Below are 17,520 nucleotides of genomic sequence, written 5' to 3'. Positions count from 1 at the left end.
TTTTCGGAATGGACAAGGTAAAGGAAATAGTAGCGGCAATTGATTCGGGAAATCCAAAACCAATTTACTTTTTAATGGGGGAGGAACCGTATTATATTGATAAAATCTGTCAATATATTTCTGATAACGTGCTTTCCGAGGATGAAAAAGGCTTCAACCAAATGGTGCTTTATGGCCGTGATACTTCTGTGGATGAGGTGATTTCCAACGCAAAACGGTTTCCCATGATGGCCGAGCATCAGGTGGTCATTGTTAAAGAGGCCCAAGACCTTTCCCGAACCATTGAGAACCTAACGGCATATGTGGAACATCCTCAACCAACTACAGTTCTGGTCATTTGTTATAAGTACAAAAAACTTGACAAACGCAAGAAGTTATACAAGGCCGTTCAAAAGAATGGAGAGCTTTTTGAGAGCAAAAAACTGTATGAAAATCAGGTCGCAGAATGGATTCGTAAAACGTTGAGCGGCAAAAATTACAAGATTTCACCTAAGGCTTGTGTAATGCTTGTGGAGTTTTTGGGAACAGATTTGAGCAAAATCAACAATGAACTCAACAAATTAGCCTTGGTGGTTCCGCCTACCACTGAAATCACTCCAGAATTGATAGAACAGCACATTGGCATCAGTAAGGACTTCAATAATTTCGAGCTCAAGAAGGCTATTGGTGAACGGAATGTGGGCAAAGCTTCCCGAATCATCGATTATTTTGCCCAAAACCCTAAGGACAACCCGTTTGTGGTAACGGTAACCTTACTGAACACTTTCTTTACGCAGTTATTGCAATATCATGGGTTAAAAGACCATTCCCCGGGTAATGTGGCCAAGGTATTGGGGGTTAACCCCTATTTTGTAAAAGAGTACACTGTAGCGGCGAGAAACTATCCCATGAAACGTGTCAGTGGAATCATTTCAAGTTTGAGAGCGCTGGATTTGAAAAGTAAAGGTGTGGGTGCCAATAACATGGCACAATCAGAACTTCTCAAAGAATTACTCACCGAAATAATCTAAGGCTACTTTTTGTCCACGCTGTATTTGCCAGGGCCCAACAAAAAGACCACCAAAAAAACGGTAAAATAAAGCAGCGCCATTTCCTTGGTACCGAATGGGTCTGCTCCGTGAATTACGAAGGCAGCAACGAACATGGTAAATGCTGTCGGTATAGCGGCCCATCGCGTTTTAAACCCGATGATCATCAGAACTGGGCATAGAAACTCGGCAATAACGGTTAAAAATAGGCTAGGTGCCTGACCGATTCCAAATGGATTGGCAAATTCTGTGTTGCCATTGATTAAGTTCAAGAGTTTTGGGTATCCATGGGTGATCATAAAAACAGAGGGCACTATTCTCAAAATGGCCAATCCCAAGTGAACCAAAGCATTATTTTTCATTATGGGGAATTTTTAATTCACGTGAAAGTATGAATTCTGTCGTAATGCTGATAAAAATAATTGATGAAATATGGTTCTCAATTGATATTTTCGTTGAAATTCAACTACCTGAGCTTGGGATAGGAATTTGGGTCGGCCTCATGCATGATTTCATATGCTTTTTCAAAAATATCCTCAGCATTGGGTTTGGAGAAATAGTCCCCATCCGAAGCATAGGCCGGTCTATGCGCTTTTGCCGTGAGGGTTTTTGGAGCACTGTCCAGATATCTATACCCTTTTTGGTTTTCAAGGATTTCCTGTAATAAATAGGCCGAACATCCACCAGGAACATCTTCATCCACTATTAAAAGTCGGTTTGTCTTTTTTAAACTTTTAACAACATCGTGGTCCAAATCGAATGGCAACAAAGATTGTGCGTCAATTACCTCAGCATCTATTCCCACTTCCAATAGGTCTTGTGCAACTTTTTCAACGATTCTCAAAGTTGACCCATAGGACAGCAGGGTTATGTCAGCCCCCATTTTTAGGGTTTCCACCTTACCTATGGGAGTGCAGAATTCGCCCAAATTGGTGGGTTTCTTTTCTTTGAGTCGATATCCGTTTAGACTTTCAATAACCAAGGCGGGCTCATCACTTTTCATTAAGGTATTGTAAAAACCAGCAGCTTGTGTCATATTTCTAGGGGTCAAAATATACATTCCCCTTAATAAGCTTATCAATCCAGACATTGGTGACCCTGAGTGCCAAATCCCTTCTAAACGGTGCCCTCGTGTTCGGACAATGAGTGGCGCCTTTTGTTTGCCCACGGTGCGATACATCAGCGATGCTAAATCATCACTCAATGTTTGAATGGCATAGAGGATATAATCCAAATATTGAATTTCAGCAATTGGACGTAAACCTCTCAGGGAAAGCCCAATACCTTGACCAATAATCGTGGTTTCCCGGATTCCAGTGTCGGAAACCCGCATATCGCCGTATTTTTTTTGTAGCCCTTCCAACCCCTGGTTCACATCTCCAATGTTTCCTGTATCTTCCCCAAAAACCAAGGCTTCTGGATACTTTGAGAATAGGGCATCAAAATTATCGCGGAGAATGATTCTGCCGTCCACCTCTTCGTTTGTGTCCTCATACGTTGGCGCAACCAAATCAATTTTCGTGGCCTTGTTGGGCAATTCGCTATAGAGATGCGAGCTATATTTTGGCTGTGTAGTAGCTAAAAATGTGTTTACCCACTCTTGAAGTTGTTTTTTCTCTGGACTTGATTCGCCCAAAAGATAGCGCAGCCCACTTCTGGATTTGGAGGCCAAATCCTTTTTCAAGGGTTCTTCAATAGCAATGAGATCGTTCTTTATTTTTGTGATAAACGAACGATTTGGACTTTGACCAGCAACACTTTCCAGTAAATGTACAAGCTCCTTTTTAGCCTGCAAGTGAGGTTTTAAAAACTCGCTCCAAGCCTCTTTTTTTGCAGAGCGCACTTTATGCTTGATTTCACGCTCCAATTTTTTAAGTTCCTCTTCCGTACTGATGCCGTTTTCAAGAATCCATTCCCGAAACCTTTTATTACAGTCGTTCTCCCGTTCCCATTCCAAACGTTCGGGCGATTTGTACCGCTCATGCGAACCGGATGTGGAATGTCCTTGGGGCTGGGTCAGTTCGGTCACATGAATCAAAACGGGGACATGACTTTCCCTTGCCATATCAGCGGCATTCTCAAAAGCATGGATAAGTCCCGTGTAATCCCATCCCTTGATCTTTAAGATTTCAAATCCGTCCTTATCCTCCGTTCGTTGAAATCCCTTTAATGCATCGGAGATGTTTCCTTTGGTGGTGTGATACTCAGACGGAACCGAAATTCCATACTCATCGTCCCAAATGCAGATGACCATAGGTATTTGCATAACACCAGCGGCGTTAAGCGCCTCAAAAAAGTGTCCTTCGCTTGTACTTGCGTTTCCTATGGTACCCCAAGCCACCTCATTGCCATTCTTTGAGAAATTGGTTTGGTCTATTTCCTTTACATTTCTGTATATTTTTGACGCTTGGGCCAACCCGACCAATCTGGGCATTTGCCCGGCAGTACAGGAAATATCGGCGCTACTGTTTTTTTGTTGGGTAAGGTCTTTCCAAGAACCATCTTCGTTAAGGCTGTGGGTCACGAAATGTCCTCCCATTTGCCTTCCAGCGCTCATCGGTTCTTTTTCCAAATCAGTAGTGGCATATAGGCCATGGAAGAATTCCTTTGGGCTTAGATAGCCAAGGGCCATCATAAAAGTTTGGTCACGATAATAGCCGCTTCTAAAATCTCCATCCTGAAAAGCCCGAGCCATCGCCAATTGTGGAAGTTCTTTTCCATCTCCAAAAATCCCAAATTTAGCTTTTCCTGATAGTACCTCACGCCTTCCCAATAAGCTGCATTCCCGGCTTATAACCGCAGTCTCGTAATCTTGAAGAATCTGTGATTGAAAATCTGCAAAGGAAATATCGTTGCTCGTACTTGGGTCAGGTTTCATGTAGGCTTTAGTGTATTTCTGCGAAATTACTAAAATACATTCAATTTATCAATATCAAACCTTGTTAATAAAATATCAATTTAATAAAAACAGAGACTATTAAAAGAGAATACTGTAAAATAGATGTGCTTAACAGTGGTTTTGTTGCGGATATTATAATATTAAAACCACTTTCGGGTGAATAGGCCTATAAGTGTTCTAGGGCTTATGGTAACCACAAAACGTATTCGTTGCCCGTAGTCATCTTGGGCAATTTCCCAACCTCTATTTGAGTAAACTGGGAAATAGAGTTCAAAATAATCCGTCACTAAATTCAATCGAATACCTGAATCATAAACAAAGCGGGCATCTTGTCCTTTACTTCGAATAAACCCAAGATCACCATAGGCCTCAACCCATCTCCAGATGTTTGTGCTGGCATTTGTGGTCACGATCCAATCATTGGCAAAAGGGTTCTCCAACTTGGATTTGAACCCACCTTCGGCAATAATGATTTGTTGGCTATATAGTCCAGAACTCTCAGATCTGCCTAAATATGCAAGGTCAAACATGTAATCGGTTGGTCTGTCCAGCGCAAAACTAAAAAAGTCAGACTCCGTGTTATTTCGTAAAAACTTCCCTGCAAAAAGTCTAAAATTTAACTGTCTGTTGCTTTGAAACAACTTCCGATACTCATATTCAAAGGAAAGTTTTGTAAAATTGTTGGAATGCTGCGCATCCAAGAACCATGAGTTATAGTTTAAAATGTTGTTGTCCCTATCTATGAAACGGACATTCATAACGCCATAATCAGGATCAGTATCAATCTCATCGGCAATATTCTCATCAATACTTCTGAACACATTTCTGTACCGAAAAAGTAAAGTTTGTCTGCGATTGGATATAAGATCATTGGGTCTCCATCCAAAACTTATTGCAGGAGTAAGTGTGGAAAAGCGCGAATTTTCCTGAAAGTGGGAGGTAGAACCTGAAATGGAATACTCCGACACATAAAGACCTGTTTTTTTGTGATATTTCCGATAACGAAATCCTGCCTTGCCCACCATGGTACGCTCCAAAAACGAGTAAGTTGGGGCGATGTCGTATTGGAAGGGCCGCTCCAAAAAGGTCTTGTTATAAATGCGCATTCCTGGGGTGATACCATCATAAAGGTTAAAGTTGGCAATGGGCACGTAAAAGATTTGATTGTAATACGGGTCCTCTGTGTCCTTAAAAAACTGGAATTTTAATTTTTTGTTACTGGAGAAAAAACCATTGAGGGTTTTCCAGTTGTCCCGTTGATTGAATTCTGGAATTTTTTGATCGTAGTTGAGTACCATGCGATCTTCTCCGTTTCGAGGAATGGTCACCAACTTAGTAGTGTCAATATCCGTAAACCAGTATTTGGAAATCACAGAATCATTCTGAAGGCCAAACAACGAAATGGGAACATTTGTACCCCTCTTGTTTTTAATGATCAAAGAGATGGAATCCTCTGTCTTTTGTATACTTTTGATTTTAAAGTCGATTTTTTTGTCAGTGGCAACATACTCATCAAAAAACCAGTCAATGTCTTTGTTTGAAAACTTTTCTATAGTTTTTCTAAAATCATCTGCGGTCACTTTTGACTCCAAATGAAATTCTTTGTAGAATGTGGTGATGCTGCTATCAATTTTTCTCTCCCCGAGATATTCTGATAGATAGGACATACCCAACCCGGCCTTGTACCCGTTTGCAATTTTCTCGTTGAACTTTATCAAGGAGTCATTGCGTGTGGTCAATGCCTGGTCTATATTCTTTCTTGCCGAAAGCATACTTAGCATGGTATATTGTTCATTGAAGCCCATTTGGGCCAAATGAAACCCTCTGAAACCCCAGATTTTGGAAAGTTTCCCAGCCAATTTTTGATTCGGATAGTACTCTTCCACATATTTTATCATGAGATAGTACGTGATGGCATCATTTACCCAACGCTCTGTTCGAGGGTTAAGGAAGAGTGTTTCTTGCAAATAATTGCGGATGGCCGTTTTTAAGAATTTCATTTCAAACTGGAACTGCTCTTCATACGGCCTTATGAATGAAGGAAGCTGATTTACTCCGTATAGAGGAGAACGGCTGTAATCAAATTCACTGACCAGCAGGTTGTCATGAGGATATTCACCTAGGTGCTCATGCAAATAGTGTATTATTTTGTTGATTGAGATGCCCTGATATACGTCATCATATTTATTGGATTCCAAATCACTGGTTACCGTAAGATTTTCAAATTTGTGCTTGGTAAATCGGTCGGTTGTTGTTAGAATGATCTCGCAACTCTTTCTGTTCCTTCCAATAAGCTTGGCATATTGTCCACCAGGGAATTTTGTACTGCTAGATTCGCCAAAATTGGACACCAGATGTAGTTTTTCTGGATAGGTGAAGTTGATGACACTTTCTGTGATGCCTGTGTAGAGGTCATCCAAATTGATGTTGTCATACAATTTCCATTCACCCCTATAAACCGCTGGGGTCAGATACCAGTTCTTTAGGTTGTAGCCAAAACCGGGCGAATAACCATAGGAGGTGAATTTAGCATCTGGAAGCTGAATGGTATATGTAAAGAACAACTCAATGGAATCATTGGGTTGGAGTATTTCATTTAAGGTGACAGATATGATATCCCTGTTTCCTAAACGTTTCCAATCCAACCCAGCGTAATCGTTGGCAACCACACTCTTGATATCGGTAAATCCTCTTTCCCGGTCCTTTGCCAAATGAAGACTACGATTGAACTCTTCCCCAAAACGTTTGGCCAATGCGGTATTCTTGTTGGAGTAGGCATGGTTCCAATCGTTGAAATACAACACGGAAAGCCCTTCGGTAGATTCGTTTACATAGGTGAACTTTTGGGTAATTTTAATGTCGTGGGCATCTCCATCCAATAGGGCCGTTACCTCATTGCGGTGTTGTGCCCACAACTGGGAGCAAAATGCAAAAAGGATTAGGAACAATCTAAATGGAGTGCAACGGGTAATCAATAGGGTATGATTTAGAAATTTGGACTGAGGTCGCGTTCTTTGTAGAAGGAATCCAAGATTTCCACTACTTCGTCCTCTGTGTCCACCAATTTGATAAGGTCAAGGTCCCTAGGGCTTACATTGCCTGCTGCGAGCATGGTGTCTTTAATCCAATCCATTAGACCTTTCCAAAATTCGGAACCTACCAAGATTATGGGGAACGTGTGTATTTTGTGGGTTTGTATCAGGGTGAGTGCTTCAAAGAACTCATCCAAGGTTCCAAATCCACCGGGCATAACTACAAAGCCTTGGGAATATTTTACGAACATGACTTTTCGAACAAAGAAATAATCAAAATCCAAGCTCTTGTCATCATCAATATAGGGGTTATCGTGTTGTTCAAAGGGCAAATCAATGTTTAAGCCCACAGAAGTACCTCCCGCTGAATGTGCTCCTTTGTTACCAGCTTCCATAATACCAGGCCCACCTCCTGTGATGATTCCATACCCCGCTTCGGCTACTCTTTGGGCCACTTTTACGGCTAAATCATAATAGGGTTGACCCTCCCTGACCCTGGCAGAGCCAAATATTGAGACACAGGGGCCAATGGCACTCATTTTTTCAAAACCGTAGACAAATTCACCCATAATTTTAAAAATGGCCCATGAGTCATTGGTCTTTATCTCGTTCCAGCCTTTGGTGTGCTGTTCTTTTCGCATTTGAATATCTTTTTATTTAAACGGCTTTTGCTATTTTTTGCTTATTACTTTCCAATTCCTTCTTCAAAAACTTTGCCGTATAGCTTTTGTTGTCCTTGGCAATTTCTTCTGGTGTGCCGGTTGCAATGACCATCCCACCACCACGACCACCCTCGTAACCTATGTCTATGATGTGGTCCATCATTTTAATGACATCCATATTGTGTTCAATCACCAAAATGGTATTTCCTTTATCTACAAGTTGGTTCAAAACCTCCATGAGCACACGGATGTCTTCAAAATGTAGTCCGGTTGTAGGTTCGTCGAGGATATAAAATGTGTTCCCGGTGTCGCGTTTGGATAGTTCAGTGGCCAACTTCACCCGTTGCGCTTCTCCGCCGGAAAGGGTAGTGGACTGTTGCCCCAATGATATATAACCGAGTCCTACATCTTTTATTGTCTTTAACTTACGATGTATTTTGGGAATGTTCTCAAAAAAGTCCACCGCTTCATTGATGGTCATCTCCAATACATCGGCAATGGATTTTCCTTTATACCGAATCTCCAAGGTTTCGCGGTTAAAACGTTTGCCGTTGCAGGTCTCACATTCCACATACACATCGGGCAAAAAGTTCATTTCTATCACCTTTAATCCGCCACCCTGACAGGTTTCGCATCGGCCTCCGGCCACATTAAAACTGAACCGCCCGGGTTTGTATCCCCGTATTGAAGCTTCGGTAGTCTTTGCAAATAAAGCCCGAATCTCACTGAAAACCCCAGTATACGTAGCCGGATTGGAGCGTGGTGTCCTTCCAATAGGTGATTGGTTAATGTCGATGACCTTGTCAATATGTTGCAGCCCCGTAATTTTTTTGTAGGGCATCGGTTTTTTCACCCCGTTGAAATAATGGGCGTTCATGATAGGATAAAGGGTTTCGTTGACCAAGGTGGATTTGCCACTTCCTGAAACGCCCGTAACACCAATCAATTTTCCCAAAGGGAATTCAGCGGTAACATTTTTAAGATTGTTACCCGTACAACCGGAGAGTACGATTTTTTTCCCTGTACCTTTTCGTCGCTCTGCAGGTACCGGAATCTCCAATTCCCCGGTAATGTATTGGGCTGTGAGTGTATGATGGTCCTTTAATTCTTGCGGTGTTCCTTCGGAAATGATTTCCCCGCCATGTTTTCCTGCTTTTGGGCCAATGTCAATAACATGGTCCGCACTCTCGATCATATCTCGGTCATGTTCCACCACAATCACAGAATTTCCAATATCCCGAAGGGATTCCAAAGAGTGAATCAGACGTTCATTGTCCCTTTGGTGCAGACCGATGCTGGGCTCGTCCAAGATGTAGAGTACCCCCACCAATTGGGACCCAATCTGTGTGGCCAATCGGATACGTTGTGCCTCTCCACCTGATAGCGATTTGGAACCTCGGTTCAGGGAAAGGTAGTCCAAACCCACATCCAACAAGAATTGGATACGGGTCCTGATTTCCTTAATGATTTCTTCTGCTATAATTTTTTGGTTGCCCTCAAGGGAGTTGTCCAACTGTTCAAAAAACTGGGCCAGCTCGGCTATGTCCATGTGGGCGAGTTCGGCAATGTTCTTTTCGCCAATTTTAAAATAGAGCGATTCCTTACGCAAACGGGCACCTTCACATTCTGGACATTTCACCTTGTCCATATAATCCTTCGCCCACCGTTTTATGGAAGTGGAGTTGGCTTCTTCAAACTGGGTCTTTATAAAATTGGAAATGCCCTCGTAGTCGATTTTGTACTGCCGTTTTACCCCCAATGTTTTGGAATCGACCTCAAAACTTTCTTTTCCACCATTTAAAATGATGTCCATGGCCTCATCAGGAATTTTTTCAATAGGGTCGGACAATTCAAAACCGTACCGCTGGGCAATGGTCTCCAGTTGTTTGAACGCCCATGATTTCTTGTACTCACCCAAGGGTGCCAGCCCTCCGGCCTTGATTGATAATTTTTTATTAGGGATGATTTTGTTTTCGTTCACTTCGTGAACATGACCTAATCCGCTGCAGGCGGGGCACATGCCTTTCGGCGAATTGAAGGAGAAGGTGTTGGGTTCTGGAGTGGGGTAGGAGATGCCCGATGAAGGACACATTAGGTCCCTACTAAAATAGCGTGGGACACTTTCGCCCTCTTCCAAGACCATAAGCACATTTTCGCCACTGTACATGGCCGTGTTGATGGTTTCACTGAGTCGTTTGTGAAAATCTTCCGTGTCACCAACTTTTAGGCGGTCAATGACAATCTCAATGTCATGGGTCTTGTACCGGTCCACCTTCATGCCTTTGGTGATATCCAAAATTTCGCCATCCACACGAACTTTCACAAAGCCTTGCTTGCCAATTTGCTCGAACAATTCGCGATAATGCCCCTTTCTGGACTTGACCACCGGGGCCAGCACATTGATTTTTTTGTCTAGATACGATTCAATGATCAGATCTTTGATTTGCTCATCACTGTAGCTCACCATTTTCTCCCCGGTGTTGTAGCTGTAGGCATCCCCGGCCCGGGCAAAAAGCAGACGCAAAAAATCATACACTTCGGTAATGGTTCCAACGGTAGAGCGCGGAGATTTTGAAGTGGTTTTTTGTTCTATGGCGATGACTGGGGAGAGGCCATCAATTTTATCTACGTCGGGACGTTCCAGTCCGCCCAAGAATTGCCGAGCGTAGGCTGAGAAAGTTTCTATGTACCGGCGTTGTCCTTCGGCATAAATGGTGTCGAAGGCTAAAGAAGATTTTCCGCTACCCGAAAGTCCGGTGATTACAACCAACTTTTCGCGGGGTATGGTAACATCTATATTTTTAAGATTATGGACTCTGGCGCCCCTAACCTCAATATGTTCTTCATAATTGATCATAAATCATAGCAAACCTCAAAAATAGCGATTTGGTGCGTAAAAAAGAAAGAGGTTTGGTTTTCGTTATTTTTAATTGTTGATTTATTTTTGGGTTTTGAAACAGTCATTTCGAACATAAGTGAAAAAATCTAGATTTCTCAGTCGCAAAGCTTCTTCGAAATGACATTAATTATAATAAATGAAACTACTAGGCATCGGCTCCCGTATAGATCACCCCGAATATGGAAAAGGGGTAGTGACCAACGTATCCTCAAAGCATTATTGGGTTACTTTTTTGGAAAATGGACTGGAAACCATTGACCTCGATTCCGAATTTGAAACCATTGAAGCGGTGGAAGACGAAGTGGACACTGTAAGCTTTTTTGAGGTTGAGCGTTCCTTGGTCAAGATTTTGGAAAAGTGGAGCGACACCCATGAAAAAGTGGCCATTGCAGATAAATGGAAAGGTGGAAAACTCATTTTGGACCCTGGGGATGCTACGCAGAACAAGGAAATGCCCATTGACACTTTTTTTCACAAGATAGTAATGGTGCGGGACCGCATCCGTGTCATGGAGCAAAAAATCAACAGTAGCAAGAACTTGGATGACCAAGAAAAAATAGATCTACAACAATACATTACCCGCATTTACGGTAGTTTAACCAGTTTTAACGTGCTGTTTAAAAATAAGAGCGACCATTTTGTGGGGGAGAGGAGTAATTAATAGAATAAATTGGAAATTTCATCTCCTTTGAGGTGAAAATGCTGGCTTTTTATTTCGAGGTTTTCCCCTTGAGAATTCTTAAAGAATACAAGTATTGAAATTTTATTACTAGTTAGCTTTTTAAGATTTTCGAAATTTTCTATAGTTTTTATTGGAAATGCCGTCAACCCATTAAAAGTTTCGAGTTCTATTGCAATAATTAGTTTTTGATGATTTAGTCTATCCCTGTGCTGAGCTATTTTCTTTTTTACCTTTTTTATTAAATGTTCTTCAAACTTTTTAGGGGATCTAATTAGCTTGGACTCAGCACTGATATTAAAAAAAACTTTTTCCTCAACCGATTTAGGGTCAAAATCAATTAAGATGTTTCCCTTAACATCTTTAGCCTCATATCCGACAAATTTGGTGACAAGCTTGACTCTATTTTTATTTTTTATTGATTTTTCGATTGCAATATCATTGGAGTTGTCATTTTTAAAAATGAAAATTTTAGAGAAACTTTGTGAAGATGAAATATATAATTCTTCCTTGTTTTTAATAAACTGTTTAAGATGTTTTCTTAGTTCGACACCACCATCGTGAATGATGGCATTGGGTTCTGCTAAAATTGTAAATGAATCAAAAAAAGGTTGCGAAGTGCGACTTAGTTTCTCTTGCCAGATATAAACATTTCTAATCATTTGATATGAAAGTTCCCAAACCTCTTCATTCCATGACTGCAGTTTCAAGCATTCAACGATATATTTATTTTCATCAGTGATAAAAGCAGAATCAAAACCTTCACTATAAGGATTTGTATCATTTCGATAACATTTTTTAAGGTCAACTTTAATTTTTTGTTGATAGAGCCAGTAATTTAACCACACTTCAAAAAAGTCATTTCTGAAAGCCTTCTTGTTGATTCTTCCATCCGATTGTAAAAGTTTTAATGTTAAATATTCTGGGTCTTTTTCCAAGAAAAATTCAATTACTTCACATATTTGAATGAGAAGTTCATAAGAGCCCATATTCCTTTGTTTTAATAGGAAGATTATCCACAAATTGGATGGGTTTGTAATCGAAAAATTAGATATACTGTTTTTACTAGGTGGCGTTAAATCATCAGCATGAAAAAAAGATTTGATAATATTAATTTTCTCATTGATGAACTTTTCTGAGAAAATCTTTTCTGTGTGCTGTACAGTATTCCACTTTCTCTCAAGGATATTTAGCTTCCATTCTTTGAAAACATCCATGTTTGGCATTTAAACAGCTTCTTTCTTTTCACTAAGATACTTCCAATACCGCTTCGGTACATGTTGCGTATGCAATTTAGGGTTGATACGGGATTTAATGCTGGTGCTTTTAAAATAATCGTTCCACAAGGTTTGGTAATCGTATTCCTCAGTTTTAAAAGCATCACCTTTAACGGTCTTGTTGTAGTGGATGTCCTTGAGGTTTAGGGATACCATTTCTACATGGTCCAGATTGTAAAAGATGCCATACTTCCGTTTTACATCATAAATCAGCCATTGCTGGTCCGCGTAACGGTCCCGAAAATGTTTGGAGATTAAAGGCAAGACATCAAAATCAGGTTCAATATTGGCAAAATAGATATCGTCCTTGGTCAATTGAAAACGGACAAAGGCTTCCATACGGTGCTTTTCACGACCTACTTTCCGCGCCAGTTGGCTAATGTGCAGCACAATCCCGTCCGAATAATCCAACTGTTTTCCACTTTTGGCGGCCATCAATTTTTGGATGTAGGTATACAGCATCAATTCCACCCCCTCAGTTTCGCTCAAAAAGGCAAAATACACATTGGCAATGGCATTATGGCTCTTGTTCCGAACACCATTCCATACGCGCTTGGCTTTTTCAACGTTGGTGAAGATGGTTTCGGTTTCAGAAAACAAACCATTTTGACATTCGCTATTTTTTTGAATATCGGCCACATTAAGTTTTTCATCAAAAGCGACAAAGACGGCTGTGAGAAAACCGTTAAAGCTGCCGTCGTAAATTAAGGTTGTTGAGGGTTTCATAGTGTTCGTTTTTATAGTTTTTCAATATCATTTCGAAGGAGTCTACGACTGAGAAATCCAGATTTCTCACATGCGTTCGAAATGACATACTCCTATCCATTGCTCATTGTCAATTGAACAATGACAATTGTGTACTGTACTGATTCCGAAACTTGCCAGACGAAGTCTGTAGAATCATACCTTTAATTTTCTCCGCATCCAAATCACGGCGCTCCCAATGGCGGGAATCGCACACCATAAAATATTTGGCACGGTTGAGGGCCACTCCAATTTTCTTGAGATGGTCCCAGTTCAATTTTCGAAACTTTCTAGCTTTTATTATTTTTTCAACGGATTGCATGCCAACACCGGGAATGCGTGCCAAAAGCCGCTTATCCGCTACGTTTACATCCACAGGAAAGTGATGCAGGTTGCGTAAAGCCCATGAAAGTTTGGGGTCTACCTCCATATCTAAATTGGGATGGTTATTGTTCAAAATTTCATTCACGGCAAAGCCGTAAAAGCGCAATAGCCAATCCGTTTGATACAATCGGTTCTCCCGAAGCATGGGGACTTGCGAGCCAATGGCCGGAAGGCGGGCATCATCTGCCACTGGCACATATCCGGAATAATATACCCTTCGCATCGCATATTTTTTATAATAATATGTCGCTGAGTACATGATGTCCTTGTCCGTTTCCCCAGACGCCCCCACGATCATTTGGGTACTTTGCCCCGCAGGAGCATATTTGGGTGTACTCTTAATGATTTTTTTCTCTGACTTGTATCGTACAATCTCATTTTTGACTTTTAGCATAGGTTTGGTAAAATCCTCATGCTTCTTATCAGGAGCCAACAACTTTAAACCTGATATGGTAGGCACCTCAATATTCACCGAAAGCCGGTCTGCATACAAACCAGCTTCATACATCAGTTCGTCACTGGCTCCCGGAATGGATTTGAGATGGATGTACCCATTGAAGTTTTCTTCTTCCCGCAATTTTTTGGCCACAGCAACTAGGCGTTCCATGGTGTAATCAGGGCTTTTGAAGATTCCCGAACTCAAAAAAAGTCCTTCAATATAATTTCTTCGGTAAAAATTGATGGTCAAATCAACCACCTCTTGAATCTTAAATGCGGCACGTTTGACATCGTTGCTTTTTCGGGTGACGCAATAGGCGCAATCAAAAATGCAGTGGTTGGTCAATAAAATCTTTAATAGGGAGATACAGCGACCATCTGAGGTATAACTATGGCAAATCCCCATGCGTGAAGCATTCCCTAACCCTTTGTTCTTGTTGGTCCGGTCACTGCCACTACTGGCACAGGACACGTCGTATTTGGCGGCGTCCGCAAGGATATTTAATTTTTCCCGTATTCTGTCAAATTTCATAACTTGGAAATATTCCAATCAAAGATATGGAAATATTCCAATAAATGGATATAATCCAAATTTATTTTTGGAAATATTCCAAAATGTATATATTTGAAAATATATGTCAGGTCGAGCGCAGTCGAGACCTAATTTTAAGGTAAAGGTCAATGACTTCTAGAAAGCTCCTTCGACTGCGCTCAGGATGATAGTCCGAAGTGGCACAAAAATGCAGAAATGGAAAACGAACTTACACTAAAACGGTTTATTGATATTCGAAGGGAATTGGGGTATACCCAAACCGAGTTCGCCCAGTTGTTGGGGGTGAAAAATACGACTGCGGATATTGAGCGAGGCCGGACCAAATTGTCAGGGAAAGTGGTAGAGGAACTATTGAAACAGTTCAAAATAAACCCACTGTGGCTTTTTGGCGATAGTGACCAAAAACATTTGGATACCTCCAAAACCAGTGTAATTCCAAAAGTGGTCACTGTAGATAGTTCCGATCAGGATAATATGGTATTGGTCAATGCCAAAGCCGCTGCTGGGTATCCTCAAAATATTACAGACACGAGTTGGTACCAACAACTTCCAGCTTTTGATATGCCCATTCCAGAGTTTCGGAATGCTACGTATCGTGGTTTTCAGGTTGAAGGTGACAGTATGTTGCCCAATTTACGGCCCAATGATTGGGTATTGGCGCGTGCCATAGAGCATATAGACTATGTGAGCCCCAATAAAATGTATGTGGTGGTCCTTCAAGATTCGGTGATGGTGAAGAAAATTGAGCGAAAGCCGAATTCCAATAACATTACCTTGGTTTCTCTGAACGAGTCTTATCCTCCGTACGATATTAAACCCTTCCAAATTCAGGAAATATGGGAAGTAAGTAGCAAACTTACTTTCAATATAGACGCCACTACAGAAACTGGATTGCTGAAACAATTGCAGCAATCCATGGAGGAATTAAAAAAGCAGATGGGTCAAATCAAATAGTTAAAACCCATCACCGACCGTTTTGGTCTGAACTCGCATCAACGTATTATTGGCGGTCATGTAAAGTACCGAACCATCATCGCCCCAAGCGCAGTTGGCCGTGGGTTGACCTGTTTCTATCCTTCCCAAGTATTTGCCTTCCGAAGTAATGACTAGAACACCACCGGGACCTGTGGAAAATATAGTTCCGTCTTTGGCTACCTTCAAGCCATCGGGCAATCCCCTTAAATCGGGTTTTAATACAGTTTTGGCATCAAAAAACACTTTTCCTTCATCCACAGAGCCATCATCTTGTATGTTGTACGCCATAATATAAGGGGCATTGAAATCTGATTGGGCCACATAGAGTGTTTTCTCATCTGGGGAAAGCGCTACGCCATTGGGACGGTTAAGGTTGCTGATTACCATTTCCACACTGCCGTCGGTTCCTATTTTGTAAACACCAAATGCATCGATTTCCCGAATTTCTGAATCCTGTTGCTTGGGCAAGCCGTAAGGTGGGTCTGTAAAATAATACGTTCCATTGGAAGCTTGGACCACATCATTGGGGCTGTTAAACCGTTTGCCTTGCCATGTGTCGGCTAAGGTGAATTTTCCACCTCCAACCAATGGCATTCGGGTAATTCTGCGATCACCATGTTCACAGGCGACCAACTCACCATTGTTGTTTATGGTAAGACCATTACTGCCCGGCTCACGACTGTAGGGCAGCACGCCGGTGTACCCTGAAGGTTTTAAAAATTCGGAAATTCCTTCACCTTCCTTCCATTTAAAAATGGTGTTTTTGGGAACATCAGAAAAGAGAAGATAACCCCCTTCCTTAATCCAAACTGGTCCTTCGGACCAAGTGAAGCCTTCGGCCAAAACCTCTATTTCAGCATTTTCATCAAGATAATTGTAAAATGCGTCGTTTTCGGCTACTAATTTTGGTGCAGCTTTTTCTTGTGCTGTACACCCCAGTGTTATTCCTAACATTAGGAATGCTATTTTTTTCATTTTGATAATTTACTGGATTAAATATAATCATAACTCTGGGCAGGAACCTGAGGAGCACAACTAAAAATACGATTTCATTATAGATTGTGACAAAATATCTGCCGCTTTGGGATTGAGTCGAAACCAAAGTTCTGGCTCAAAGATTTCCAGTTCGGCCAAGGCCCAATCGTCATCGTTGTCCTTAAAAATATCTACACGGGCATATATGGGAAGCTCAGGAGCGGCATGTACCACACTCGTGGCAAAGTCAATTTGTTCTTGGGTAGGTTCATGCTGATGAACGGTTCCTCCAAAATCGTCCTGCACCCTAAAATCACCCGGTTTTGCAACTTTTAATACGGCATGGGTGAACTCTCCATTGAAGACCATCATGGAGATTTCCCCTTCCTTTATAATATTCTCTTGAAATTCTTGTAGCATCATGGCTTCTTCGGAAATTAATTTCTGAAATACAGCTTCATGTGCTTCAATGGATTCTTTCTTGATTTTGTACGTATGCCGGGCTGCACCGGACACACAGGGTTTCAAAATAAATGCTGAAGGTTGAAATCCCATCGTATTTATTGCATGTTGAAAAGCCTCTTCCAAGGTGATTTTTGTACCCGATTCCACAAAATAGGTTTTTGGAATGGTGACCCCAGCCTTAGAAAGATCTTGCAGATAGTGTTTGTCAATATTCCAATGGATGAGCTTTTTGGAATTGATAAATTGGGTTTTTTGTGAAGTGGCCTCCAACCATTTGGCAAACTCGGGAAAGCGGTCAAAATAGTCCCAAGTGGTTCTGAAGAGGGCATATTTGGTAGAGGACCAATCAAATTCTTGATCGTCCCATGATTTGCGAATAGCCTTCAACCCTTGATTTTGTAGAGCTTCCAGAACCAATCGGTCTTCCAAGAGCACATTATCGATATAAACACTTTGCTTTTTAGGATTGATGTACCTCGAATCGGTAAGTACTACCACGTCATAACGCAT

Annotated in this window: 13 protein-coding genes; 3 read left to right on the top strand and 10 right to left on the bottom strand. The window is 41.4% G+C overall.

The window, feature by feature from the left end; translation table 11 throughout:
• Positions 1-8 precede the first annotated feature (8 nt).
• Positions 9-1,010 carry a DNA polymerase III subunit delta gene (gene holA, locus AB1A65_RS11905; RefSeq protein WP_366590197.1) on the top strand — a complete coding sequence of 334 codons (1,002 nt, stop codon included), beginning with the start codon at positions 9-11 and terminating at the stop codon, positions 1,008-1,010.
• A 2-nt stretch (positions 1,011-1,012) separates the two neighbouring features.
• Here the strand turns inward: holA and AB1A65_RS11900 are convergent, their stop codons facing one another.
• From AB1A65_RS11900 to uvrA, 5 genes are all read right to left on the bottom strand, one after another.
• On the bottom strand, positions 1,013-1,390 hold the full coding sequence (locus tag AB1A65_RS11900) for a DoxX family protein (protein ID WP_366589348.1): 378 nt from the start codon (positions 1,388-1,390) through the stop codon (positions 1,013-1,015).
• A 104-nt stretch (positions 1,391-1,494) separates the two neighbouring features.
• A complete protein-coding gene (locus AB1A65_RS11895) occupies positions 1,495-3,906 on the bottom strand; it encodes a thiamine pyrophosphate-dependent enzyme (protein WP_366589345.1) in 2,412 nt (803 codons plus the stop codon).
• A 161-nt stretch (positions 3,907-4,067) separates the two neighbouring features.
• Positions 4,068-6,902, bottom strand: a complete 2,835-nt coding sequence (locus AB1A65_RS11890; RefSeq protein ID WP_366589343.1) for a metalloprotease — start codon at positions 6,900-6,902, stop codon at positions 4,068-4,070.
• 11 nt (positions 6,903-6,913) lie between these two features.
• Positions 6,914-7,600, bottom strand: coding sequence for a TIGR00730 family Rossman fold protein (locus tag AB1A65_RS11885; RefSeq protein ID WP_366589341.1), 687 nt, complete (start codon positions 7,598-7,600; stop codon positions 6,914-6,916).
• Between the two features lie 16 nt (positions 7,601-7,616).
• A complete protein-coding gene (gene uvrA, locus AB1A65_RS11880) occupies positions 7,617-10,478 on the bottom strand; it encodes an excinuclease ABC subunit UvrA (RefSeq protein ID WP_366589338.1) in 2,862 nt (953 codons plus the stop codon).
• Between the two features lie 178 nt (positions 10,479-10,656).
• On the opposite strand from uvrA, the gene AB1A65_RS11875 reads away from it, so the two are divergent.
• Positions 10,657-11,181, top strand: a complete 525-nt coding sequence (locus AB1A65_RS11875; protein ID WP_366589335.1) for a hypothetical protein — start codon at positions 10,657-10,659, stop codon at positions 11,179-11,181.
• Here the strand turns inward: AB1A65_RS11875 and AB1A65_RS11870 are convergent.
• The 3 genes from AB1A65_RS11870 to AB1A65_RS11860 form a co-directional block, all read right to left on the bottom strand.
• A complete protein-coding gene (locus tag AB1A65_RS11870; protein WP_366589332.1) occupies positions 11,178-12,416 on the bottom strand; it encodes a hypothetical protein in 1,239 nt (412 codons plus the stop codon). The genes AB1A65_RS11875 and AB1A65_RS11870 overlap by 4 nt on opposite strands.
• A gap of 9 nt (positions 12,417-12,425) precedes the next feature.
• A complete protein-coding gene (locus AB1A65_RS11865) occupies positions 12,426-13,202 on the bottom strand; it encodes a TIGR03915 family putative DNA repair protein (RefSeq protein WP_366589329.1) in 777 nt (258 codons plus the stop codon).
• A 109-nt stretch (positions 13,203-13,311) separates the two neighbouring features.
• Positions 13,312-14,574: a putative DNA modification/repair radical SAM protein gene (locus AB1A65_RS11860; RefSeq protein ID WP_366589327.1), complete on the bottom strand. Its 1,263-nt coding sequence runs from the start codon at positions 14,572-14,574 to the stop codon at positions 13,312-13,314.
• 216 nt (positions 14,575-14,790) lie between these two features.
• Here AB1A65_RS11860 and AB1A65_RS11855 point away from each other — a divergent pair, with 216 nt between their 5' ends.
• Positions 14,791-15,549, top strand: coding sequence for a LexA family transcriptional regulator (locus AB1A65_RS11855; protein WP_366589325.1), 759 nt, complete (start codon positions 14,791-14,793; stop codon positions 15,547-15,549).
• On the opposite strand, the gene AB1A65_RS11850 is transcribed toward AB1A65_RS11855, so the two are convergent.
• Together AB1A65_RS11850 and AB1A65_RS11845 are read right to left on the bottom strand one after the other, a co-directional pair.
• A complete protein-coding gene (locus AB1A65_RS11850) occupies positions 15,550-16,545 on the bottom strand; it encodes an SMP-30/gluconolactonase/LRE family protein (protein ID WP_366589323.1) in 996 nt (331 codons plus the stop codon).
• 60 nt (positions 16,546-16,605) lie between these two features.
• The gene (locus AB1A65_RS11845) at positions 16,606-17,520 is read right to left on the bottom strand and encodes a hypothetical protein (RefSeq protein WP_366589321.1); all 915 of its coding nucleotides are present in this window, start codon (positions 17,518-17,520) and stop codon (positions 16,606-16,608) included.

The organism is Allomuricauda sp. ANG21, assembly GCF_040705235.1.
Taxonomy (GTDB): Bacteria; Bacteroidota; Bacteroidia; order Flavobacteriales; family Flavobacteriaceae; genus Flagellimonas; species Flagellimonas marina.
This window is presented reverse-complemented; position numbering and strand designations above follow the sequence as displayed.

Bases quoted from the DNA above. Each gene is read 5' to 3' on its own strand.
- holA (WP_366590197.1), top strand. From the start codon at position 9: ATGGACAAGGTAAAGGAAATAGTAGCGGCAATTGATTCGGGAAATCCA.
- AB1A65_RS11900 (WP_366589348.1), bottom strand. From the start codon at position 1,390: ATGAAAAATAATGCTTTGGTTCACTTGGGATTGGCCATTTTGAGAATA.
- AB1A65_RS11895 (WP_366589345.1), bottom strand. From the start codon at position 3,906: ATGAAACCTGACCCAAGTACGAGCAACGATATTTCCTTTGCAGATTTT.
- AB1A65_RS11885 (WP_366589341.1), bottom strand. From the start codon at position 7,600: ATGCGAAAAGAACAGCACACCAAAGGCTGGAACGAGATAAAGACCAAT.
- uvrA (WP_366589338.1), bottom strand. From the start codon at position 10,478: ATGATCAATTATGAAGAACATATTGAGGTTAGGGGCGCCAGAGTCCAT.
- AB1A65_RS11875 (WP_366589335.1), top strand. From the start codon at position 10,657: ATGAAACTACTAGGCATCGGCTCCCGTATAGATCACCCCGAATATGGA.
- AB1A65_RS11870 (WP_366589332.1), bottom strand. From the start codon at position 12,416: ATGGATGTTTTCAAAGAATGGAAGCTAAATATCCTTGAGAGAAAGTGG.
- AB1A65_RS11865 (WP_366589329.1), bottom strand. From the start codon at position 13,202: ATGAAACCCTCAACAACCTTAATTTACGACGGCAGCTTTAACGGTTTT.
- AB1A65_RS11860 (WP_366589327.1), bottom strand. From the start codon at position 14,574: ATGAAATTTGACAGAATACGGGAAAAATTAAATATCCTTGCGGACGCC.
- AB1A65_RS11855 (WP_366589325.1), top strand. From the start codon at position 14,791: ATGGAAAACGAACTTACACTAAAACGGTTTATTGATATTCGAAGGGAA.
- AB1A65_RS11850 (WP_366589323.1), bottom strand. From the start codon at position 16,545: ATGAAAAAAATAGCATTCCTAATGTTAGGAATAACACTGGGGTGTACA.
- AB1A65_RS11845 (WP_366589321.1), bottom strand. From the start codon at position 17,520: ATGCGTTATGACGTGGTAGTACTTACCGATTCGAGGTACATCAATCCT.